This is a genomic window from Hungatella hominis (assembly GCF_014288005.1).
GTDB lineage: Bacteria > Bacillota > Clostridia > Lachnospirales > Lachnospiraceae > Hungatella > Hungatella effluvii.
The window spans coordinates 46,386-69,716 of record NZ_JACOPB010000003.1 but is presented as its reverse complement, the minus strand read 5'-3'; the positions used below and the strand labels follow the sequence as shown (position 1 = coordinate 69,716).

The window sequence follows — 23,331 nt, the reverse complement described above, 5'->3', positions numbered from 1 at the left end:
AATGATAATGGAATCTTTGAAGAAGAAAATTGATTTTGCACTGGTGTTCACTGTAAAAAATGCAAATCCAAATGGGGACCCTCTGGATGGAAATCGTCCGAGAACTACATATAAAGGATTGGGAGAGGTTTCGGATGTTTGTCTGAAGCGTAAACTTCGTAATCGCCTGTTGGACGAAGGCCAGAATATTTTTGTTCAATCCGACGAGCGCCGCAGAGAGGGGGATACATTCCGATCTTTAAAAGACAGAGCGGACAATGAACCTGTACTGGCAGCGTGCATGAAAGACATGAAAGCTGGAAAGAAGACCAGGGAGGATTATGCCAGACTGGCGTGTGAAACATGGTATGATGTCAGGGCATTTGGCCAGGTCTTTGCATTTAAAAAAGGAAAAAAAGAGGAAGAAGAATCAGATGCAGTATCAATCGGAATTCGCGGACCTGTCAGCATTCAGCCTGCCTTTAGTATCGAACCTGTTAATGTCACCAGCTCTCAGATTACAAAATCAGTGAATCTGGAGACCGGGAAGGATCCGGATAAAAAAGGTCCGGATACAATGGGAATGAAGCACCGAGTGGATTTTGGGGTTTATGTGACTTATGGCGCAGTGAATGTCCAGCTTGCCGATAAGACAGGCTTTAGTGAAGAAGATGGGGAGGCTTTAAAAGAGGCGCTGAGAACTTTATTCTGTAATGATGAGACATCCGCGCGTCCGGCCGGGAGCATGGAGGTTGTAAAGCTGATATGGTGGGAACATAATTGTGCCAATGGCCAGTATTCATCGGCTAAGGTACATCGGACACTTCAGGTTTCCTGTGATGCACAGGGACGTGTTTCGGTGAGTACAGAGGATTTGGAGGGTCTGGTTCCAGAGGTGCTGGATGGCGAATGATGATTCGGAGTTTTTAATGATTTCAGGACTGAAACATTTTCAATTCTGCCGCAGGCGCTGGGCATTGGTTCACATTGAACAGCTCTGGGAAGAAAATGCACTTACATTGGAAGGACATTTTATGCATGAACGGGTGCACGATGACAGTTTTACGGAAGCGAGAGGTTCTGTACTGCTGTCCCGCGGGATGCCTGTCCGCTCCCAGGAACTGAAAATTACCGGCGTATGTGACATGGTAGAATTGTATAAGGACGAGAACGGAGTCCCGATTCAAGGACGGGATGGGCGATGGAGGCTGTATCCAGTAGAATACAAGCTTGGGCAGCCGGATATACAAGGGGCAGATGCGCTGCAGCTATGTGCACAGGCTATGTGTCTGGAAGAAATGTTTGTCACCAATATTCCGGAAGCTGCTCTCTATTATGGAAAAGTAAAACGCCGGCAGTGTGTTCTCCTGACAGAGGAATTGCGGCAAAAGGTAAAAGATTCTGTTATGGAGATGCAACAACTGATGTTAAAGGGGCGCACACCGAAGGCAAAGATGGGAAAAGCCTGCAAAAGCTGCTCTCTTGTGGATATCTGTCAGCCTAAATTAGCGAAACAGGTTTCGGCTTCAGAATATATTCATAGAGCGTTCCATGAGGAAGATGAGGTATGAGGAAGCTGCAGAATACTTTATATGTAACAACGCCGGACGCATATCTGTCGCTGGACGGAGAGAATATCGTACTGCTGCAGGATCAAAGTGAATTGGGCCGTATTCCTCTTCATAATCTTGAAGGAATAGTATGTTTCGGTTATAAAGGGGTCAGCCCTGCTCTGATGGGAGCTTGTGCGGAAAAGGGAATCGGTCTTTGTTTTTTGACACAGCATGGCCGGTTCCTTGCGCGGATTGCTGGACCAGTGAGTGGCAATGTTCTGCTGCGGGAGACACAGTATGCCAAGCGACAGATGAAATACAGTCCCTCACAATCGCCAAATCATTCCTGTTAGGAAAAATTTATAATGGCAGGTGGTGCCTGGAGCGGGTGAAAAGGGACCACCCAATGCGGATAGATCAAGATAAGATTAATGCTGCTGTCAGCCAAATGTGCGGATCTCTGACTGATCTGGAAAATGCCAAAAACCGGAGTGAATTGATGGGAATTGAAGGAATCGCGGCGAAAGCATATTTCGGAGTTTTCTCGCAGATGATTTTGCGAAATGAGAACGTGTTTATTTTTGATGGAAGAACCCGCCGTCCGCCACTGGACCCGGTGAATGCTATGTTATCTTTCGCATATACTCTGTTGGGAAATGAGATTGCAGGCGCTTTAGAAACGGTGGGGTTAGATCCGGCGGTTGGATACCTTCATACGATGCGTCCAGGGCGCGCGTCCTTAGCTTTTGATCTGCTAGAAGAACTACGAGCGCCGCTGGCAGACCGATTCGTGGTAACACAGATAAATCTCGGCATTTTCACAGAAAAAGATTTTCAGAAAAAAGAAAATGGCGCTGTTTTTATGACGGATGATGCGAGAAAAGCTTTTTTGTCTGCTTGGCAAAAGAGAAAACAGGAGACGCTTACGCATCCTTACTTGAAAGAAAGGGTTCAATAGGGGATGGTAGCTTTTTCGCAGGCCATGCTTTTATCCCGGTATCTACGAGGAGATTTAGATGCCTATCCGCCGTTCTTATGGAAATGAGGTGATGGATTTGCTCGTACTGATAACCTATGACATTAATATTACTGAAGCTGCAGGGGCGCGACGTTTAAGGCGTGTAGCTAAGCAATGTGTAAATTACGGTACACGAGTGCAGAATTCTGTTTTTGAATGTCAAGTAGATGCAACACAATACGTGAAACTAAAGCATCTTCTGTTGAAGGAAATTGACGAAGAAAAGGACAGCTTGCGTTTTTACTCGCTGGGCAATCATTACAATGGTAAGGTTGAGCATTATGGCGTACGGCGTGGAATACAGGTGGATGAGCCCTTAATTTTATGAAAAAACGGAGATAATAGGTCTGTATTTGTCCGTGCGAACCCTAAGTGAACATAAATTCTGTGGGAGGTTCGCACCTGAATTTTAGGATGAATTGGAGGAGATTTGTATAAAAAAGTAAAAAGCAATGTGAAAATTGGTTGATTGCAATAAAAAAGTAATGTGTAATTGCTTTGGATTTGTAAGTATTTGCTGATCAGGCTCTTGCGAGCCTGCGGATTGAAACGTAGAGTTGTTATGGCTCATGAACTTGGACACGCTGATCAGGCTCTTGCGAGCCTGCGGATTGAAACAAAAAGACAACGGATCTCGGCTATGACATGGCGGATCAGGCTCTTGCGAGCCTGCGGATTGAAACAGTCTACCTTCCAGAATGCATACGACAATCTGACGATCAGGCTCTTGCGAGCCTGCGGATTGAAACTTCTCTGCGAGCACGGGAAAGGCATCGAGCGCCGATCAGGCTCTTGCGAGCCTGCGGATTGAAACCAGCATATACGGGATACGATTTCGACTGCCGGGAGATCAGGCTCTTGCGAGCCTGCGGATTGAAACTTTTAGGTGGCGGAGTAAGCTCTGGTTCCTTTACGATCAGGCTCTTGCGAGCCTGCGGATTGAAACTTTTAGGTGGCGGAGTAAGCTCTGGTTCCTTTACGATCAGGCTCTTGCGAGCCTGCGGATTGAAACGATTTGTAAAGAGGAATTTTTATCCAGCCAAAAAAGATCAGGCTCTTGCGAGCCTGCGGATTGAAACAATCTCTTTTACAATGTCACGCTCTGGAATTATATGATCAGGCTCTTGCGAGCCTGCGGATTGAAACCGGCTCATATGCGCCTCCATCTTTCCAGTCTTCGATCAGGCTCTTGCGAGCCTGCGGATTGAAACACCCGTTGGATAGTCCGCGTACAAATTACCAGTAGATCAGGCTCTTGCGAGCCTGCGGATTGAAACAAGTTCAGAAACTTTGAAGGTATTCCGCTTATACGATCAGGCTCTTGCGAGCCTGCGGATTGAAACATTTTCTTTGGTCCACCCGTAGTACTCCATCTGTGATCAGGCTCTTGCGAGCCTGCGGATTGAAACTCCTTATAAAATGTTTCTTTCAACATACTTTAAAAGATCAGGCTCTTGCGAGCCTGCGGATTGAAACTTTTGTCCATGGAATATCCCCCTTCGATTTTTTGATCAGGCTCTTGCGAGCCTGCGGATTGAAACAGGTTATTATTGAGGCGCAGACGAAGCCATACCGATCAGGCTCTTGCGAGCCTGCGGATTGAAACCGGAACACAGGTCATATACCAACCCTTCAAAGTTGATCAGGCTCTTGCGAGCCTGCGGATTGAAACAACAGATCGAGTTATCACGAACCGGATTAATTTGATCAGGCTCTTGCGAGCCTGCGGATTGAAACCATGGAATATCCCAAGGAGCCGCAGACAGGCGCCGATCAGGCTCTTGCGAGCCTGCGGATTGAAACTGTAAAAAGCCGAGACGAAGCAGGGCGATATCTGATCAGGCTCTTGCGAGCCTGCGGATTGAAACAGTCTGATTGGAGTGCGACGGATTCTGCGTCCGACGATCAGGCTCTTGCGAGCCTGCGGATTGAAACCCGAAGCCCTCTTTTACCGCAGTGCTCACCGCGCTGATCAGGCTCTTGCGAGCCTGCGGATTGAAACTAAATCAGATCGTGAGTAGTGACGGCTTGATGTGATCAGGCTCTTGCGAGCCTGCGGATTGAAACGATTGTATACTGCGTTCCATCTTTAAGCTGTGCCGGATCAGGCTCTTGCGTGCCTGCGGATTGAAACATCAATATCAATTCTACATGAAACCGGTATGTGGATCAGGCTCTTGCGAGCCTGCGATTTGAAGTTGTAGCATTGAAATTTGCACAGAGTCAGCTTGATGTAGGAGTAAGTTTACTTGAAATTTAAGATAGTTCAAAATTAAAGTTCAGGAAGGTAAAATGTAAAGTAATTCTCTACAATCAATAAATGATTATTACTGTTGGTCTAAAATGAATAATAACTGCTCTGAGAGAAAACGGAATACAAAATATAATATCGCACAGGAGAGTTTGGGGAAATAGTTCTTGGTCCAAAATGTAAAATGACTACGGCAGATGTAGAGTTTTTATTAAGTTCTTGGGGATACAACTGCGTGGGAGAAAATGTATATGACCAGAGAAGTATATACATACATCATACTGAATTGTCGTATAGATAAATAACTTATTATTAAAAGAAAGTTTTAATAGCGGAGAAATAGAGCGAGAGACAACTGTTCAAAAATTTTGAGTAGTTTAAAAAGATGGCAATCGGTCTGTGAATTGCGAAATTGGACACTTTAATTTAGATGTAATCATATCCGCTGGATATCGTGGAAACTCAGTATGTGCAACACAATTCAGAAGAATTGATTATGATAGCAGAATCAATTGTCAATGTTTCTATGGGTGATTTGGGAATAGCTAGAAATGTTCGGGTCGTAAAGCTTGAAGTTGCAAGTAATGCTTTTACTTTAGCAGCTAGTTTTGTTTTGCAAGAAGAGGATACTTCTAATGTTTTTATTTTGTTAGATGGCGATGTGTATAGAAAGGAATCTAAAAAAAGGATGCAATTAAAAAAGTTTTATCAGGAACTGAAAAAGATCATAATAATAAGGTGGATAAAGAAATTATGGCGAACAATAAAAGAGAGATTACAATACACAGCTCAGCCGCAGAGTATTTAACATATGTAGCATCTACAGGTAGTAACTCAGATAGTTTCGAGATGCGCTATGAAGACGAGAACATCTGGCTGACGCAGAAAATGATGGCAACCTTATATGATGTTTCTGTATCGGCAATCAATCAGCACCTTAAAAGGATATTTGAAGATGATGAGCTGGTAGAAGAATCAGTTATTAAGAAATACTTAATAACTGCCTCGGATGGTAAATCCTACAGTACGAAACATTATAACTTACAGGCAATCATTGCCGTTGGCTTTAAAGTGAACAACGACCGTGCCGTAAGATTCCGCAAATGGGCTGGTCAGATTGTCAAGGATTACACAATCCAAGGCTGGACGATGGACAAAGATCGCCTGAAAAAAGGGCATATGTTCACCGATGAATATTTTGAACGTCAGTTGGAAAATATTCGTGAGATACGCCTATCTGAGCGCAAGTTTTATCAAAAGGTTACAGATCTCTATGCCACAGCGTTTGATTACGACAAAGATGCCAAGACTACCAGGCAGTTTTTCAAAATGGTACAGAATAAGATGCATTGGGCGACCGTGCAGAACAGGCTGCACTATGCGATTCATGGTCATACTGCAGCGGAGGTTATAGAATTATTTGTCTCAGAGTGAACTACAGGATTTGAATCAGTTTGTATGTTTGTATCAATGTATCTGGATTATGCGGAAAGGCAGGCTAAAAAGCGAATTCCTATGACGATGGAGGATTGGGCAACTAAGCTGGAAGTTTTTCTTAAAATGAATGATGAGGACATTTTGATGGATAAGGGGAAAGTTACGCATGAAATAGCAAAAGCCTTTGCAGAAAGTGAATTTGAAAAATACAGGGTGATACAAGATCAATTATATGAGTCAGATTTCGATAAGTTGGTAATGAAAGTTGAATTGTAGTAAGTAAAAACTGCTGATAAATGAAATATTCTGAATTGGAAGGATATTGTAAAATAGATGAAGAAATATAAAAGACTGTTTCTTATAGACGGTGACAGTTTTGTTTATCAAGCCTTGAATGGAATGAATCGGATAGATCCCGAAGACAAAATCCTGATTCTGGTTTCCGATGAAGCCCTGCGGAGCAAACTGATACAAAAAGGATATGTCCGGCAAAATGTTGGAGTAGTTGTGGTTAAGCCAGGGAAAGAGGCGGTGGACAACCGTATTAAAGGGATTCTGGGTAATCTGATAAATCAGGAAAATAGAGGCTGTATTTTTATTATTAGTCATGACCATGGATATTATAAACAGATTAACAGGTATAGGACAAAGTATGGTGTGCATGCAGACACGTTGGATTTAAAGAAATCAATACAGGCCGCATTGTAAGCAGCTATATAGATTTATTCTTCCATTGAAATAAGATGAAGGCAGGAGGTTATTTGAAAAATTCGGAAATTACAAAAGCAAAACTGATTAATCTTTTCTATGACTATACAAGAATCTATAAACGTCCAGCGGCCAGAATCACTTTTCATGGGAAGTTTGCCGATCTATACCTTGGTAAAGGAACCTCTGTTTTACAGGGCCTTACCATGGAAGATGCTTATGAGGTGCTGAAAAAATATACAATAGAGAAGAAAGTGTCTGGGGGGAACGGATATATAGGGCGGAGTATGAGCATAAATGCAAAACGGGCATATGAACGTGGACTCAAGCCACTGACGCGGATCACGTCGGTGGATTTGCATCAAAATGGTTTTTATTATCCAGTCCGCTTTTTTCGTTGGCTGGTACATAATTGGAACATTAAACCGAAAGAGATGCACCACACATCAGCAGCTTGCAATATCACAGCCTTTTATGATACTTCTGTCATTCGGTACGTTGTCAAATGCTGCAATTTGGAACTTCTGGTTCAGATATACAAGGGAAAATTGACAATGGCGCAGGCAAAACAGATAAGAAAAATCAAGTATGCCAGAGTACGTGTGATTGATAGACTTCTTGGGGGAAAATCTGGAAATGTAGTAAATGCAAACTGTGTGTTTTGCGATGATATACTGTTTCTGTCATCTAAATTGTGCATTCGGGCGGATAATTCGGGAGTGGAGATTCTGGAAGTGTTTGATGAGCCGCCGGAAGAGGTGGAAAGTGGAAAATTAGAGGAATTGGCAGATGATTTAATAAAGCATAAGACAAGTAAATATTTTAAATATCTACGGAAATGGGCTTAAATCATGGAATTTTTCGGCTGTGTTTTATGAGGCTGAAAATGGCAAAGTGTGGATGACATACCCCGGTTCGAGGATTTTGAACCGGGGTTTTGCTACGTTTTAAGGAGAAATGTGATAACCAAAAAGTTTTGGAAATTGGTGATATAGAGTCTTTTAGTAATTTATAATTATAGTTCCTGTTACATGAAATTTAGTACTACTGCTGTTTTTACCAACAATACTAATTGTATAGTTTCCGGCAGCGTTTATGTCAATTGTGCCGTTGACCGATCCTGAATCAGAGATTAACTTGCTACCATTTCCATTACTGTCTAAAACTCTTACATCAAACTTATCCGAGGTATTATCGGCACCAATTAGTACGCGTATTGAGGAACCGCTTTGCAAAGATACTGAATTAAACTTTACGGATCCCTGTCCGGGTACCATATAGTCAACTTGATTACTGCCTCTTACACTTAACGTTCCTATGTTTGTAGAGGTATTATTACTTTCACCTTGTACTTTTAGAACGCTAGAAGCGTTATTGTTTATTTCATTTAGATCAGCAGATGCAAATTGAGCAACAAGATGATTTTGTGCACTAACTATTTCAGTGACAGCCCCATAGGTAACGACTGGTGATAGAATAGTAAATAGTGCAAGAGTAATAATAAACGCAGCGTTGATTTTTTTGTTTTTTTCATAATACAACATATCCTCCTTTTTATTAATTTGTTATTTTTATCAGAAAAAGCATTAACAGATATTGTACTGGCTGGAATATCGCGAGCCAATTTGACAATCAGATGCGCATATACAGCGCGTTGTTCTTTATTAATTACAGCGGACACGTTTCGATCGCAGGTACATTCGCAAAACTCATAAAACTTTTTTGTGTAAAAATAGATGATCGGGTTAAACCAATGTAGCTTTTGTATAAACGTAAGCAACATTTTGAAAAGAATATCGTTATTTTTTAAATGAATAAGCTCATGAGTTAAAATTAGATCCCATTCTTTTGCTGAAAAATCATATTCAGGAACAAAAATAATCGGTCGGAAAATCCCAGTAATAAATGGGGTACTGAAAAGGTTAGACTGGTATAATTTGACCTCCTTATTAACCTTTAACTGTTTCTTAATTTTATTACATGCCAGAAGTATATTTCCACACGCTATTCTGGTAGAATTACAGCGGAGCCTGTGGCGTGTGCACATATCCCTAATTAATCTCAAAACAGTTCGTATCCCTCTTCCGACTGAGGCGGAGAGTATTGCAAGAGCACAACGCTGCATAGGTGCTGATCAAGTGGAACAATGTTTAATCAAATTAAAGGCACCTGAGTCCGTCTTTTTCAGAGAATATCGGCTCTATAAAATAAATTTATCTTTAATGAACAGGTTAGCAAGAGAAATACAGAAGATGGAGCCTGAAGCAGAAGAGAGCTATATCTTGCGTATCATGAAGTCAGTAGTCCTGTGGACGGTAAAAAAGTGAGAAAGGTTGAGATGGAGAAAGTGTAATTCAAAGATGCCTTTAGCCATCCTGCACTTATTTAGTGTGTATCCGTCAAAAACTTGAAGTTCAGCAGGTGAAAGCCCCGCGATAAGGTATAAGACGTAACACAGCAAGCGAGTCCTGGGGCACAGAACAGACCGCGAAATTCCAAGGCATAATCATATATAGCCTCGATATCAAAGTGAAATTGGGTAGGTTGAGCTTCATACATCGATCATTGCTTTGGTTACAACCGCCAGATATTCTTCCATAATCTGTGGGGGCATCGTGGCCCGAAAACCGCTGGGTCACAGGGAGGCAATTAAAAAATGACTTCAGAATTAGATGCTTCGGATGGCCTCTCTGATTAATTCTAATGACCTCTCATGAGAAAATGTCACATTACTTTTTTGCAGACTATCTAAAAAATCATAAAAAGCCTCACCGATACTTGGCTCCTGAAAATCTATGATGGCAAGAGGATGTTCTGGATCCAGGGAGGTCAGTATCAAGTGATTTTGATTATGGGACTCCAACGTAAAAAAAGAGGGGAGCGTCATCTGCTCATGGTCAATTATAAGTGTTTTCATAATTCCATCTTCATTATTTTTAAGAATTTGGTTTAACATCTGAATCCTCATCTTCGGCCCAATTTCCTCTGTAAATGCCGCAAGCTGGCCTGATAATTTCCCTGTTTCAGCAAAATACCATAGACCCTTCAATGGAAAATAAAAAACAGGCGGCTTTGGACTGCGGTTTGAAGGATCCAGTACATATCCGTACCATTTGCTAATCAGTTTAACAAAATTTTCACGGTCAGGAATACCGTGATGGATTAATTTAGAAATAACCTCTGGATTCATCATTGATGTAATACATGGTTGGCTGTCTAACGCATAGGTAAGCGGTTCAGATGTTGCCATGAGTTGGACAAATTGATTTAGGCTCTCCAGCCGTGCATAGTCCTGGCTAATAAATGGTACATAATTTGTTTTTAAGTGATTAAATCCAGATGTATAGGCAATGACAACGGCTTGATCATGATATAAGATCCCCCTCTTGTATTCTGGTTCCATAACTAGCACGTGGTGTTTCGTGATTATAAAAAATGGAAACAGTGTAGCTAAATTATATTCAGAAGGATTACTACTGTAGCAGTAATAGGCGTTATAGCTGTTTGTAAAATACAGGGCGTACGGCAATATACTTTTTACCAGTTTTAAATTATAGTTATCCGATTCATTACAGGTATTTTTGTTCAATGTCAACAGATGATTAATTGCTACCTCTTTTTTACAATTATGGCTCTGTCTGATTAGAAGTTCATAAATATAGGAGTCCTCAAATACGAGATTCATAAAAAAGGACGGTCTCTCCTCATTTGAAAACTCATATCCTACCAGATGAGATAGCGCCGCCTTTACCTGGGTAGGACTTGATAGCATTTGAGGTATAGTTCCTTCATATGTTTCTGTATTATCAGCCACTAATGTATTCAGAATTCCTGGTTCCGCAATTTCACGCTGTATCGCATCGAGTTGCGTTAGAAGGTACTTTATATATAAGCGGTTTTCATATACAGGTCGGCCTATCTTTTCTATCTGATACAAGGTAGTTAGATGCTTCTTCTCAGATGGAGAAAGGCGTAAATATCTACTGAATATTTCAATAAATTCTTCCCCTGGCAGGCGTGTTCCGTTAACCATTCGTTGAAGCGTGGTCCGATCCAGGCCGGAGGCTTTGGATATCTGATAAATATTCGTACCGCATGCTCTCATGCAATGTTTACAATACTCACTGAATTCTGACATAAAACCTCCAGGACTGTTTTTATTTATTATAAAAAAGATAACTGTGAAACTCAACCACTTTTATAAAATATTGCAAAAAATGTAAGGCACAATTATCAGGCACATATTGAAGCAATTACATGTGTGATATATGATTCTTACATGCTGTACAATAAAATATTCAAGCATGGGAGGATTTCATGAAAAAGCTGTCTCTTATATTGGTTACTGCTTTAACTGCCTGCTTACTATCAGCCTGTCAAAACGCGGCTGGTATATCACAGGAAACACAGGCAATGGCTGTCATAGGAAACGAAACTATTGAGGGGAGAGAAACTGAGCCTGCAGAAGTTATTACGGAAATGGCAGGTTCAGAAGAGCAATTTACGGAACCTGTTTCTACTGAAACAGTGGAATCGGATATAGCGGAGACTGAACCAACTGTCTCAATCAATAATTGCATTAACCTTTTTGTCTCCACACGCGGTTTTAATGAATCCGGAATGGCTGCGGTCCAGGCTGGCGGCTCCGGACAGGGTAAATATGGTTTTATTGATTCAGTCAATTGGAATCCCCGGAATGGTAAGAATCAGTATCGTATTGAACCTCAGTTTTTTGATGCTTATAACTTTTCAGAAGGCCTTGCCGCTGTTAATGTAAAAGGTTTATGGGGATTTATTAACACGGAAGGTACTATGGTGATCGACCCTCAATATGTTGAGGTAGGTCAGCGTTTCAATAACATCTCTACCCGGGGATTCGTAGACGGATATGCATTGGTAAAAAAGAAGGATACCCCTAATCAGGACTGGTTGCTTATTGATAAGGATAATAATATTATTGAGACAATAAGCCGCTATAGTGGGAATTATATCAGGAAACTAGGATATATCACAAACTTTTCCGTTGGCGGTATCTATGATACTATGTATCAAAAATATAACAACGAACAATTCGGCGGTATTTATGACGATTACGGTGTTTACAGCGAAAACTATCTCGTTACCTACTCCAAGGAAAATGGATATTTCATTATAGACGGAGAGGGAAATATTATACTTGAAATTAATAAACTGCCTGAGATAGCGGGGATAAGCAATATTTCCGTGGGCTGTTCTGATAAGTATGTCTTTGTAAAAGCAAAAATCAATTCCTATATATCCACTTATCTGTATGATACATCCGGCAATTTTCTGGGTGAATTTGAATATACGGATATGCAGCCATTAGGAGGCACTGATTATCTGTCGGCTGTCCCTCTCGGTCAGGATAAAGTAAGGCACGTGATTAATAAGGAGGGCGATATCATATTTAAAGCACGGAATAATGACCTTTTTGGTTCTTTAAGCTATGAGAAGGTTGGTTTCAGCCCTCTAGAGCCAGCGGATTACGTTTTCGGAACCTATGACCTGGAAACCGGTGAAATTCAACCACTTCCCAAGGAAGCCAGTCCTTACATGGCGCGTGAATATGTTTTTCGTGAAAATTATATCATCAAAGCAAACTATGGCCCGGGATACTACGGGGGGGACAATACCATAACAGTATATGATAAAACAGGTCATTATATCAACAAAAACGGAACGATCCCTGAATGCGATCTCTTCGGACTTCAGTACGGAGTCATACCGGTTGAAAATAGTGATAAAACCGTTTCTTTTTATAAAGTTGTAGAAGAACAGGAGAATGGAGGTATGCAGTGATGCAAAACAAAAATAGATACGAGGGATGTACCAAAGATTTTTTGGAATCAAGAAAACGCTTATTTGAAGAAGCTATGGCTAAAAGTAAAAAGTACCCACTCATTATGGGATTGATCTGGGGAATGCTTGTTGGTCTCGTTACCTTTACGATCAACCAGACGCTGGGACTGGTATTGGGAATATCACTTTTTTCCATCACATACTGGGGCAAAAAACGTCTTTTCTGGAAACTGTTTTTTTATAAGCATGCAAAAGGACTTCAAGATGGCGAAATTACAAATGAAGTATACGCTATACCATCACTCTTTGAACTGTATGAACCTGCCTTCAGTTTGGGATACGTCAATCCGTTCCGAATGTTTGCCCGACAGGCAGCAAAAAAAAATTCCGGTATTGGAAATCCTCAGACACGGGCAGAAAGAGAATGGGAAGAAATTAATCAACTGCTTTCCGAGATGTGAGGCGCCATATGAATTTTTTACATATTTACTACAGGGATGGGCATGGCCATATTCACGATGAGAAAGGTGATAATTTTAAATTTTTTACATACAATCCGGAAACCGGCAATGGGTTTATGTTTGACCCGCCGGAAGATGGACTGTTTGGTATCGGCATCGGGATATTTGCAATATTTATGATATTTGCTTATATTTTAGCATTTATCATACTGACCCCTTTTGTTATTCCACTGCTCATTGATAAATCGTGGGTATTCATAGGGAATAATAAACTGGTATTTTTCGTAGGTTCAATTATCATTATTCTAATGCGGTTATTTGTCCGTGATTTATCAGAACATAAAATTATAAATATTCTATTTTCCATGCTTGTAGTGCTTCCGATTATATGGTTCTTCTTTTACCGCCTTCATTTTCTTGATGCGCCAAAGCTTTTATTTTTAAAAATGGGAACAGACTTTTATGAAAATTATGAACTGGGTCATGTTGAATTAATTAACTGGTGCCGACACTGCTTCGAAAGCTGTCTTAGCTTATATACAACAATTTTTAAACCTTTGTTTCTTTCACTGGATTCCAGTGTATTTACGGCAAAATTGAGTGATGCCAATATTCTTGCTGTCTTGGGAATGATTCTCCGTTTCCTTTTATGGATTGTTCCCACAATTATTTTCGCTATTCTTGGAGTGGCTTTGCTGGTTATTGGTTTTGTGGTAATTGTTGCTATTCCATATCTTGCAGCGTTTGGAGCTCTGGCTGTGTTTAATTACGCTATTTTTTATTTAAAAAAAAATATTTTAAAAATTGTAACGAGTTGACAATATAATAATATATTTAGATATATGGGTTATACTTCTGTACTTTTTGCTGGGGGGACAGGCGCTGGTTGGTATTGTTGTGATTGGTTTTGACTGTTAGTGTGTGCTGCTTGATGAGATCTTATATATTTGGTGGAGCTTTTCCATTGTGGAGCTTAATTAAATAATAGCAGGCTGCCCTCTAAAAGTTCTAAGGGGCTGTGAAGAAACAGTCCGAATAAAAAAGAGGATTTTCATTTCACATTTGTGATTTGAAAATCCTCTTTTGTGGCAAGATTTAACGTCGATGAAAAATAAAATCACACCTCATTTTTATTATATTCACAAAGTGAGCATTTGCTCAATTTCCCTGAAGTCAAGGTAAAGATTATCATAAATATTCACCTTGACCATAGCACTTTTTATATTAAATTGAGATTGCATCCAGAAAAGGAGACCGGTAGCAGCATTATTATACTACCGTTACAGTAAAGAATAAGTTTCAGGGCATTTTAAAGTCCAAAGGTGATGAGAGGATGGCGAAAAAAATGATGGAACCGGCAAGGAAGGCTGACCAATCGGAAGGATAAATTCAATTGGGGCGTGGGCTGATATGATGGAAGGGGTTACTTTGTGGTATGATAATCATGAAAAACATGAGAGGCTGGTGATGTTATGGAAGTATTACCGGATTGGATTGACATGGACCTCTAACGCATTAGAAGGGAATTCACTGACTGAGAGCGAAACAAAAGTTATTTTAGAGGATGGACTGACTGTGGGGGGGGGAACCGCTGCGTGATATACTGGAAGCAGTTGATCATGCAAGATCATATGATTTTATGTTTTCTCTGCTTTAGAGCATAGAAAATGGATCAAGAAAGATAATTAGTTGGTTAAATTGTTTTATTATCTGCTTCCGGTGATCAGGAAAAAAATGAGATTAGAGATGTATGTGTGGAGCAAATGGGAGTTCTTCGTTCTTTCGTTCCATTAAACCAGGAGGAAGAAGGTTACACATACAAACCTAATGGAATAAGGCTTATGGAACTTTTGGATTTCTCCCTGGAGGAGGTTCATTTGCCCTCAGATGGGATCGATGAAATGTCTCTGACAATCGTAGAGTTGAATGACAGGACACTTACGGAAAATGGAAAGACGGAATGGTCCGATGTACTGAATGCAAGGATAAAGAAAATATATCAGGGGTACTATGGGTTTCAGATTGACCGGGGCATAAGGTGACTTTTAATTGGGGTACTAACTTTTCAAGGAACCTTCTGTTGATTCCTGTCGAGAGAAAATCATTTTGAGGAACATAAAAAAATAGAATATAAGCAGAAAAAATGGTATAATGAGACACACAGACTTTTTACGCAGGTAAAATAAGAGAGGTGGTTCGTAATGGATAAAGTTATGATTATGCTGAAAGAAAGACCGGTTTTGGAAATAGAAAACTATAACTGCAGGATTTTAGATTACGATTTGCTTCCGATATCCCTGCGATATCCAGGGGTTAATTATGACGATGTGATGCATGGCTGGACAGAAAACCGGACGATGAATATAGGAAAAACCAATGCCAAGAAGCTGCTGGCAGGGTTTCGGATCAGTCAGAGCAATCCCTATATGATTGCCAGATTGTTCCATTTTGCCTCGCTTTCAGACTGTTACTGGCTGAAGGAAGAAGGAGAGAACCTTACCTGGGATCAGGTGAGCCTGTTCCGGAATCCGTTAGAAAAGGCGGTATCCGCAACGGCACTTCTCGGAGTGAGCAAGACCTTCTGGCCGGTAATCCAGAAGATTCATACGCCAGAATTTACCGTTCAGGGAATGGCAGCGAAAGCGTGGATCCGGGAAGATGACGGGCTTTATCTGTACAAAGTAGGGAAAAAAGAACTGGCGGCCAGCAAGATTTTAGATGTCATTGGAGTTCCTCATGTGGCTTATAAGGAAGCAGATTCGTACAGGCTTGAACAGATCGCAGATGAGGCTCATATCAAGAAAATTCACGATAGTGGAGAGAAAATTGTTAAGTGTAAGATCATATCTTCTGAAGAAACAGCTATCGTTTCGTGGGAGGATTTCCAGGTTTACTGCAGTTATCATGATGAGAATGAGTATGATTTTATCAGAAAAAAGGATTCTGACAGATATTACAGCATGCAGGTGGCAGATTATATTCTGGGAAATGAAGACCGGCATGGGGCAAACTTTGGATTTTTTATGGATAATAGTAATGGCAAACTACAAGGACTCTATCCGTTGATGGATCATGACCACGCTTTTTCGGAAGAAAAAGATATCCCGTCCCAGACCTCTGAGTTTGATGAGACTTTGCAGGAGGCAGCGATAAAAGCAGTAGGGCATACGGAGGTTAAATTCGATAATGTACTGAAAATGGATCGGCCGGAAGAACTCAGAGAGAAAGACTGGTTAACGATTCTGGAACGATGCAGGGAACTTAAGCAGGAACAGAAGCTTCATCGGTACTGTGAGCAAAATGAACAGTCGATGGAAGAATAAGACGAGATTATCCATTTTCAAGAAGGGAGTTCTGAATATATCCGTTTATTATGCGGCTATTTATATTGCATGGGAGATAAATCTGACGTGTTTTTGATTGAAAACTTCTGCGATCCAGTGGGATTGAAAGATGCATTTAGGGAATGGATTGACAATGAACATAACAATTTTGATGATGAAAATACAATAATTTTATGCGTAGAATTAACCAATGGCCTATTGCTTTCACATGGTACGAGATATGAGTTTTAGTCCCTAAAGCAGTTTGCATCCATTAAACTTAATAAAAGAATCATTTCGGAAGGGTGGAAAATGATGAATACAGAAAGTTCAGATAAAACAAAAAGCAAAAGAGAAGAAAGACGCATTTTCAGATATACCCTTTCTGATGCATGGAAAGATATGATCTCACACCTCGGAAGATTGATGAAATTCATGAAGAACTGGCAAGGAGGAGAGAAGCAGTATGGCGTGGATTTAATGGTACTGGCAGTATTAATCGTAAAATTATCATACCCAGGTTCGAATCTTTCTGAACCTGGGTAAGTTTATGTAAAGAATAGAATGTCATGGCAGATGATTCAGTTATTACTTAACAGTGGCAGAAGCGGCAGCCACCATTATTCCTTTCCATTACTGGAAAAGTAGTAGTTTTCTGGAATTCGAATACTGGCTGCATTATGAAACTTATATTTTTCTACCATGCGCTTTTTCATATGAACCAAATTGAAGCGGTAACAATCTGCTATGCCATCTGCAAAGGAGACCGCATTCCCTTCTCTTAACTGCTGAAACGCCAGAATGACCTGCTTATTAAGATGTGAAAGTGTATGTTTCTTGGACGGATAATATGCAAAATGGTGTCCCCATTCAAGAAGGTGATTGGTTTCAGATAATATAACAGATAAAGGATCTAACGTGGTATGTTTCATTATGGATTCCAAAATATCCGTTAAATAAATAGAATCTGGAGAAGTAAACCGGTCTGCTAACTCATTCAGTTCTGCCTGGGTAAACTGTGGAGCTGCAACTAAAGCTGCCGGACGAATAATTAATACCATTAGCTGTAAGGCGTGAAGGTAACGTACTGCCTTTTCTACATACCCGGAATTAAGAGCCAACTGATGAAGTTTCATATCATCCGGTTCTATAACTACCGTGCCTTTGCCATTTAACGTCTTTACGAAGCCTCTCTGCTCCAGCTCTGATAATGCCTTTCTGACGGTCGATAAAGAGACATCATACTGGCTGGCCAGTTGCTTTTCATATGGGAGATACGTTCCAACAGGATATTCTCCAAGACCGATTTTCAGATTTATGTCATCAACGATTTTTGAGTAATAATAATCCTGACCGCGCATGGGATTCCACGAAAAATTCAAACCAGTTTGTGCAGGACAATGTGGAGTTGTCTCTGCCAGGTAATTTAACGTTTTTTCAATGGAATCCGTAAGTTCCTGATACATAGTTGATAACTGGTTGTACTTTGTGAGTGGATCATTGTCCTTTAATGTATCTATAATAACACTGGTTACAGATACAGACCCCTGCACAAAATGCTTAGAGAAATAAGGGCAATCTTCTGTAAAGAATGCAAGCTTATTATAAAGACCAAATGTAGAATAGAGTTCGCTGAATAAGGAATTCCCACCTATTCTTAATATATCATATCCTAATTTAGAAGGAGAAGACCAGCCTCCTGAGGCATATCCCAAACGCAACGCTTTCATAGCCTGTTTATAGTGGGGCATTATCTCCACATCACAGCCCTGCAAAGAAAAAACCATAAGTGAAGGAAGTATGAGAGCAAAAGTCTGATATATCTGTAAAATGCCCTGCTTTTGTTTTAAAATCTCGTAAACAGTACTTGTTGAATTACAAGTATCTTTTTTTGAAGCAACAATTGGTGCAAGGCGAGGCAGAATAGTAACCAGCCCTTCTGCGCGCAATGCGTCAAAGACACGGTTAATCGTATATCTGCTAACATGAAATTGCTCGCAATACATTCTTGAAGACGGCAAGGTATTTCCAGGAGGTATTTGGCCCTCCAAAATACACTGCTTAATTTCATTATATACAAAAGTAAATTTTGTTTCTTGTGGTTTCATAACCCGCCTCCTTTCTGACTGAATTATACCACGGCAAAACAGTTTTGTCAGTATCAAAAGACACTAACCTATTTGTACACCTTACCAATATGGCTGTTGTCAATATTTAAGGTAAATAGTATAATAAAAACCGTATAATTTTTATGAAAGAGCTTTAGAGCCATGGAAAAACAAAAAATCTTAATTGTAGACGATTCAAAAATGAATCGCGCGCTTTTGATAGATATCCTGGAAGAACAATATGATGTGGCTGAGGCTGAAAATGGTGCAGAAGCAATTTCTCTCCTTTCAAGGCATAGAACAGATTATTCCCTTCTGCTTCTTGACATTATGATGCCTGAAATGGATGGATTTGAAGTATTGGCCTACATAAATAAATACCACTGGAATGATACCCTGGCTGTTATTATGATTTCGGCTGATGATTCCCATGCGAATATAAAGCTAGCCTATGATTTGGGGGCGTTTGACTATATCAGCCGTCCTTTTGATTCGACCATTGTCCAGCGCCGAATTTCTAATACGATGCTTTTATATGCACGCCAGCAGCGACTTGAGAAAATTATCGCAGAACAGTTTCACGAGCAGGAAAATAATAATAGGCTAATGATCTCAATCCTGTCTCATATTGTGGAATTCCGTAATGGAGAGAGCGGCTTACATATATTGCATGTGAATACTATTACAAAATATTTGCTAAAGCAGTTGGTCCGGCTTACAGATCAATATTCTTTGTCCAAAGCAGATATTTCTTTAATCAGCACTGCTTCCGGGCTGCACGATATTGGGAAAATCTCCATTTCAGATACAATATTGAATAAACATGGACGTCTGACATCAGAGGAGTTTGAAGTGATAAAAACTCATTCAATGATCGGCGCCAATATGCTGTTAGACTTGCCCATTGAGCAACAGGAAGCCCCGCTTGTCAAAGTAGCTTCTGAGATTTGCCGATGGCACCATGAAAGGTATGACGGCAATGGTTATCCGGATGGATTAAAGGGGGAAGAAATACCCATAGCTGCCCAGGTGGTAGCGCTGGCCGATGTATATGATGCCTTGACCAGTGAGCGCTGCTATAAAAAAGCTTATTCACATGAAGAGGCTTTAAAAATGATTCTGGAAGGACAATGTGGTGCATTTAATCCTATTCTTTTACGGTGTCTGCAGGAAATTGCTGATACACTTGAAAGTGAGCTTATGGACATCTCTTCTGAACAGGAGACTGAAAATATTCAGAACATAAGAAATAAAATAGACTATGACAGGTTATTTTCCTATGAAAAATACACCTTCCTGTCTCGTAAACAGAAAGATCTCCAATTACTATATATTGACTCGTTAACCAGCGTCTACAATCGCCGGTATTATGACGAGCATTTTCAAGACGCAGATGATATTCAGGCGATGGTTATAATAGATGTAGATAATTTTAAATATATCAATGATAATTATGGCCGCGATGCAGGCGATATCGTGTTACAGAGAATTGCGCAAACGGTTTTATCCTGTGTACGAAAAACAGATGCCGTAATCCGCTATGGTGGAGATGAATTTGTAATTATCTTTTTCAGTATTCCCCCGGATATATTCGAGAAAAAACTGGAGAGGATCAGGCACTCTGTTGATAGTTTGATAATTGATGACTGTCCTGAATTACATATGTCTGTAAGCTTAGGTGGCTCTTATGGAAGCGGAACTACAAAGAAACTCTTTAAAGCTGCAGACAATATGATGTACCAGTCAAAAAATACAAAAAATAAAGTGACTATATGTTTCCTTAACGAGGATAAGGGCAGCAGATACTTCATCTAAACGGAGGGAATGTGATTATGAACCTGATAACATCAATGGGTAATGATAAAAAGAATGCTGCAGCACGATTTCTTATATATAGCTTTATCGGACTTCTGATCTTTAGTATTGCTGTTTTCAGCCTGCTGGGAATTTATATGAATCGAAAAAGCCGAGACACCATCTGTGAAGTTGGTGAAATATACATGTCTGGAATGAATGAACAAATGTCCGGACATTTTGAAAGTGTTATTGAATTACGTTTTAGTCAGGTCAGTGGTATTACTTCCGTAGTTTCATCGGATAATAGAGACAAAGAGAAACTATACGAGGAACTTGTTTACAGGGCACAAGTCAGAGATTTTGACTATGTAGCACTTTGTTCAGCCGGGGGAAAACTTGAAATGCTTTATGGACAGCCCATACAGCCGATTAATCCGGCCCCTTTTATACAATCATTAACACAGGGGGAAAAGAAAGTCGCTGTAGGTATTGATTCGACTGGTAATGAAGTGGTACTGTTTGGCATTGAAGCCGCTTATCCGATGCAGGACGGTGGTAACAGTATCGGCTTGGTGGCTGCTCTCCCGTTGGAGTATATCACTGGTTTCCTTTCTCTGGAGGATGAAAATCAATTGATGTATTATCATATTATTCGGCCAGACGGCAGTTTTGTCATACAAAATCCCAACACAGAGTTATTGGATTTTTTTGAACAATTACAAAATCAACTTGCATCTGTAACAGATAAGTCATTTGCAAAAAATACTATTGAAGAATTTGGCCTTGCTCTAAGAGCGCATAAAGAGTATGCTGCAATACTTGAAATAAACGATGAAGCACGACAAATTTATGGTACGCCATTACCTTATTCTGAGTGGTATCTGGTAGCAGTAATGCCTTACAGTGTATTGAGTGGTACGATAGACCGTCTGAGCAGTCAACGTATGGTGATGACATTGTTAGCCTGTGCATCAGTTTTGATGATCCTGACATTGATCTTTCGATGGTATTTCTCCATAACCCGTTCTCAGCTGCATGAATTGGAGGAGGCCCGTCAGGTGGCTCTTGAGGCAAGCAGAGCTAAAAGTGAATTTTTAGCTAATATGAGCCATGATATCCGTACACCCATGAATGCAATCGTAGGCATGACCGCGATTGCCACAGCCCGCATAGATGACCGGGAACAGGTACAGAATTGCCTTAGAAAAATTGCATTATCGAGTAAACATTTATTAGGGCTGATCAATGATGTTTTGGATATGTCGAAAATAGAAAGTGGTAAATTAACTTTAACAACAGAACAGATTTCATTAAAGGAGGTTGTTGAAGGAATTGTTAATATTATGCAGCCACAGGTTAAGAGTAAAAAGCAAACCTTTGACATACATGTTGAAAATATCCTGACAGAAAATGTGTGGTGCGATGGTGTTCGTTTAAACCAGGTTTTACTAAATCTCTTATCAAATGCAACGAAGTATACACCGGAGGGCGGCTCGATACAATTATCCCTTTCTGAAGAAAAATCTCCAAAAGGAGAAGAGTATGTCCGAATTCACATCAAGGTCAAGGATAATGGAATCGGTATGTCGCCGGATTTTCTGAAAAAAATATATGAATCCTATAGCCGTGCGGATGAAACCAGAATACATAAAACTGAAGGTGCCGGTTTGGGAATGGCAATTACTAAGTACATTGTGGACGCAATGAAAGGAACCATTGATATAAAAAGTGAGCCTGATAAAGGAACCGAATTTTTTCTCACGTTTGATTTTGAAAAAGCGGCTGCAGTGGAAATGGATATGGTTCTTCCCTCCTGGAATATGCTGGTGGTTGATGATGACGAATTATTAGGTAAGGCAGCCATGGACGTACTAAAATCCATCGGAATAAAAGCAGAATGGGCATTAAGTGGAGAAAAGGCAATAGAACTGGTAATCCAACACCATAAAAAAAGAGATGATTATCAAATTATTCTATTAGATTGGAAACTGCCTGGTATGAATGGGATTCAGGCTGCAAAAGAAATCCGGCGTAAACTGGGAGATGAAGTACCAATTCTGCTGATTTCTGCATACGACTGGAGTGAATTTGAGGCGGAGGCCCGTGAAGCAGGTATTAGTGGTTTTATTTCCAAGCCACTTTTCAAATCTACCCTGTATCATGCTTTGTGTCAGTATATGGACATTGAAACGGAGCACGGCCAGAAATTGAATCAAAATATTGATTTGTCCGGATGCCGTATTTTGCTTGCAGAGGATAATGAGCTTAACTGGGAAGTTGCAAGTGAATTATTATCTGACCTGGGTGTAGAACTGGATTGGGCAGAGGATGGACGGATTTGCCTGGACATGTTTCAAAAATCACCAGCGGGGTATTACGATGCCATTCTTATGGATATACGAATGCCGCATATGACAGGGTATGAGGCTGCAAAGATAATTCGGGGATTAAATCACCCGGACGCTTTATCTATCCCAATCATTGCCATGAGTGCGGATGCCTTTTCTGATGACATACAGCGTTGCCTGGAGTCCGGTATGAATGCCCATATAGCAAAGCCTATCGATGTTATGGAATTAAAACGCTTATTAAAAAGATATTTAATATAATTATCATAGTAGTCTTATGGTATTTTATTCAACTAAGCATTAGTCCATGAATGTACCGTATCACGATATTACAATTATTTCATTTAATATTTTTTATTATTTTATGCTTTCAATCTGCAGTGTAATATGATAAAGTGGAACCGGGAGCTGAGCGCAAAACAGTGTAAAAGATAAGAGGAGTGTTATCATTGTATGTGAGAATCATTCTTTTCACGTTGAAAACCAAGTTTATATTGTTTCAGTCGATGTTTTGATGAAAGAATATTG

Annotated in this window: 19 protein-coding genes, 4 pseudogenes and 1 CRISPR repeat array; of the genes and pseudogenes, 19 read left to right on the top strand and 4 right to left on the bottom strand. The window is 40.2% G+C overall.

The window, feature by feature from the left end; all coding sequences use genetic code 11:
- Window positions 1–7 precede the first annotated feature (7 nt).
- The 9 genes and pseudogenes from cas7c to H8S75_RS08390 all read left to right on the top strand — a co-directional run bounded on the left by cas7c (window position 8) and on the right by H8S75_RS08390 (window position 7,794).
- The gene (gene cas7c / locus H8S75_RS08430; protein ID WP_187020727.1) at window positions 8–892 is read left to right on the top strand and encodes a type I-C CRISPR-associated protein Cas7/Csd2; all 885 of its coding nucleotides are present in this window, start codon (window positions 8–10) and stop codon (window positions 890–892) included.
- Entirely contained in the window at window positions 882–1,550 is a 669-nt protein-coding gene (gene cas4, locus H8S75_RS08425) for a CRISPR-associated protein Cas4 (RefSeq protein ID WP_187020725.1), read from the top strand. The genes cas7c and cas4 overlap by 11 nt, the downstream gene beginning before the upstream one ends.
- Window positions 1,547–2,577, top strand: a pseudogene (gene cas1c, locus H8S75_RS08420) (type I-C CRISPR-associated endonuclease Cas1c). The gene cas4 and the pseudogene cas1c overlap by 4 nt, the downstream one beginning before the upstream one ends.
- A 10-nt stretch (window positions 2,578–2,587) precedes the next feature.
- The gene (gene cas2 / locus H8S75_RS08415; RefSeq protein ID WP_187021358.1) at window positions 2,588–2,878 is read left to right on the top strand and encodes a CRISPR-associated endonuclease Cas2; all 291 of its coding nucleotides are present in this window, start codon (window positions 2,588–2,590) and stop codon (window positions 2,876–2,878) included.
- Between the two features lie 191 nt (window positions 2,879–3,069).
- A CRISPR array of direct repeats spans window positions 3,070–4,749; the repeat unit is 32 nt; unit sequence GATCAGGCTCTTGCGAGCCTGCGGATTGAAAC.
- A gap of 445 nt (window positions 4,750–5,194) precedes the next feature.
- Window positions 5,195–5,335, top strand: a pseudogene (locus H8S75_RS33730) (hypothetical protein); the annotation flags it as partial.
- Entirely contained in the window at window positions 5,298–5,609 is a 312-nt protein-coding gene (locus H8S75_RS08405; protein ID WP_187020724.1) for a hypothetical protein, read from the top strand. The pseudogene H8S75_RS33730 and the gene H8S75_RS08405, both read left to right, overlap by 38 nt.
- A pseudogene (gene rhuM, locus H8S75_RS08400) lies at window positions 5,555–6,514 on the top strand (RhuM family protein). Before H8S75_RS08405 ends, rhuM begins: the two are co-directional and overlap by 55 nt.
- 57 nt (window positions 6,515–6,571) lie before the next feature.
- Entirely contained in the window at window positions 6,572–6,946 is a 375-nt protein-coding gene (locus tag H8S75_RS08395; protein WP_187020722.1) for a hypothetical protein, read from the top strand.
- A 53-nt stretch (window positions 6,947–6,999) separates the two neighbouring features.
- Entirely contained in the window at window positions 7,000–7,794 is a 795-nt protein-coding gene (locus tag H8S75_RS08390) for a hypothetical protein (protein WP_187020720.1), read from the top strand.
- Between the two features lie 153 nt (window positions 7,795–7,947).
- Here H8S75_RS08390 and H8S75_RS08385 read toward each other — a convergent pair whose 3' ends face one another.
- From H8S75_RS08385 to H8S75_RS08375, 3 genes are all read right to left on the bottom strand, one after another.
- Window positions 7,948–8,490, bottom strand: a complete 543-nt coding sequence (locus H8S75_RS08385; protein WP_187021387.1) for a hypothetical protein — start codon at window positions 8,488–8,490, stop codon at window positions 7,948–7,950.
- Window positions 8,382–8,993 (bottom strand): M56 family metallopeptidase, encoded by a 612-nt coding sequence (locus tag H8S75_RS33585; protein WP_432764183.1) that lies wholly within the window; start codon window positions 8,991–8,993, stop codon window positions 8,382–8,384. Before H8S75_RS33585 ends, H8S75_RS08385 begins: the two co-directional genes overlap by 109 nt.
- 621 nt (window positions 8,994–9,614) lie before the next feature.
- A complete protein-coding gene (locus H8S75_RS08375; RefSeq protein WP_187020716.1) occupies window positions 9,615–11,084 on the bottom strand; it encodes a helix-turn-helix domain-containing protein in 1,470 nt (489 codons plus the stop codon).
- 179 nt (window positions 11,085–11,263) lie between these two features.
- Here H8S75_RS08375 and H8S75_RS08370 point away from each other — a divergent pair, with 179 nt between their 5' ends.
- From H8S75_RS08370 to H8S75_RS08340, 8 genes and pseudogenes are all read left to right on the top strand, one after another.
- Window positions 11,264–12,766 carry a WG repeat-containing protein gene (locus tag H8S75_RS08370; RefSeq protein ID WP_187020713.1) on the top strand — a complete coding sequence of 501 codons (1,503 nt, stop codon included), beginning with the start codon at window positions 11,264–11,266 and terminating at the stop codon, window positions 12,764–12,766.
- On the top strand, window positions 12,766–13,227 hold the full coding sequence (locus H8S75_RS08365) for a hypothetical protein (RefSeq protein WP_187020712.1): 462 nt from the start codon (window positions 12,766–12,768) through the stop codon (window positions 13,225–13,227). The genes H8S75_RS08370 and H8S75_RS08365 overlap by 1 nt, the downstream gene beginning before the upstream one ends.
- Before the next feature lie 8 nt (window positions 13,228–13,235).
- On the top strand, window positions 13,236–14,045 hold the full coding sequence (locus tag H8S75_RS08360) for a hypothetical protein (RefSeq protein ID WP_187020710.1): 810 nt from the start codon (window positions 13,236–13,238) through the stop codon (window positions 14,043–14,045).
- A 649-nt stretch (window positions 14,046–14,694) separates the two neighbouring features.
- On the top strand, window positions 14,695–14,826 hold the full coding sequence (locus tag H8S75_RS08355) for a hypothetical protein (protein ID WP_349768890.1): 132 nt from the start codon (window positions 14,695–14,697) through the stop codon (window positions 14,824–14,826).
- Between the two features lie 242 nt (window positions 14,827–15,068).
- Window positions 15,069–15,269, top strand: coding sequence for a hypothetical protein (locus H8S75_RS08350; protein WP_187020708.1), 201 nt, complete (start codon window positions 15,069–15,071; stop codon window positions 15,267–15,269).
- A 159-nt stretch (window positions 15,270–15,428) separates the two neighbouring features.
- Window positions 15,429–16,550: a hypothetical protein gene (locus H8S75_RS08345; RefSeq protein ID WP_187020706.1), complete on the top strand. Its 1,122-nt coding sequence runs from the start codon at window positions 15,429–15,431 to the stop codon at window positions 16,548–16,550.
- A 123-nt stretch (window positions 16,551–16,673) separates the two neighbouring features.
- Window positions 16,674–16,802: pseudogene (locus H8S75_RS33580) on the top strand (pyridoxamine 5'-phosphate oxidase family protein); the annotation flags it as partial.
- Window positions 16,803–16,862: 60 nt separating this feature from the next.
- The gene (locus H8S75_RS08340; protein WP_187020705.1) at window positions 16,863–17,096 is read left to right on the top strand and encodes a hypothetical protein; all 234 of its coding nucleotides are present in this window, start codon (window positions 16,863–16,865) and stop codon (window positions 17,094–17,096) included.
- A 74-nt stretch (window positions 17,097–17,170) separates the two neighbouring features.
- Here H8S75_RS08340 and H8S75_RS08335 read toward each other — a convergent pair whose 3' ends face one another.
- Complete coding sequence (locus H8S75_RS08335) at window positions 17,171–18,658, bottom strand: GntR family transcriptional regulator (RefSeq protein WP_187020703.1); 1,488 nt, start codon at window positions 18,656–18,658, stop codon at window positions 17,171–17,173.
- A gap of 162 nt (window positions 18,659–18,820) precedes the next feature.
- On the opposite strand from H8S75_RS08335, the gene H8S75_RS08330 reads away from it, so the two are divergent.
- Entirely contained in the window at window positions 18,821–20,473 is a 1,653-nt protein-coding gene (locus H8S75_RS08330; protein WP_187020701.1) for a diguanylate cyclase, read from the top strand.
- A gap of 35 nt (window positions 20,474–20,508) precedes the next feature.
- Window positions 20,509–23,064, top strand: a complete 2,556-nt coding sequence (locus H8S75_RS08325; RefSeq protein WP_187021348.1) for an ATP-binding response regulator — start codon at window positions 20,509–20,511, stop codon at window positions 23,062–23,064.
- Window positions 23,065–23,331: the final 267 nt, after the last annotated feature.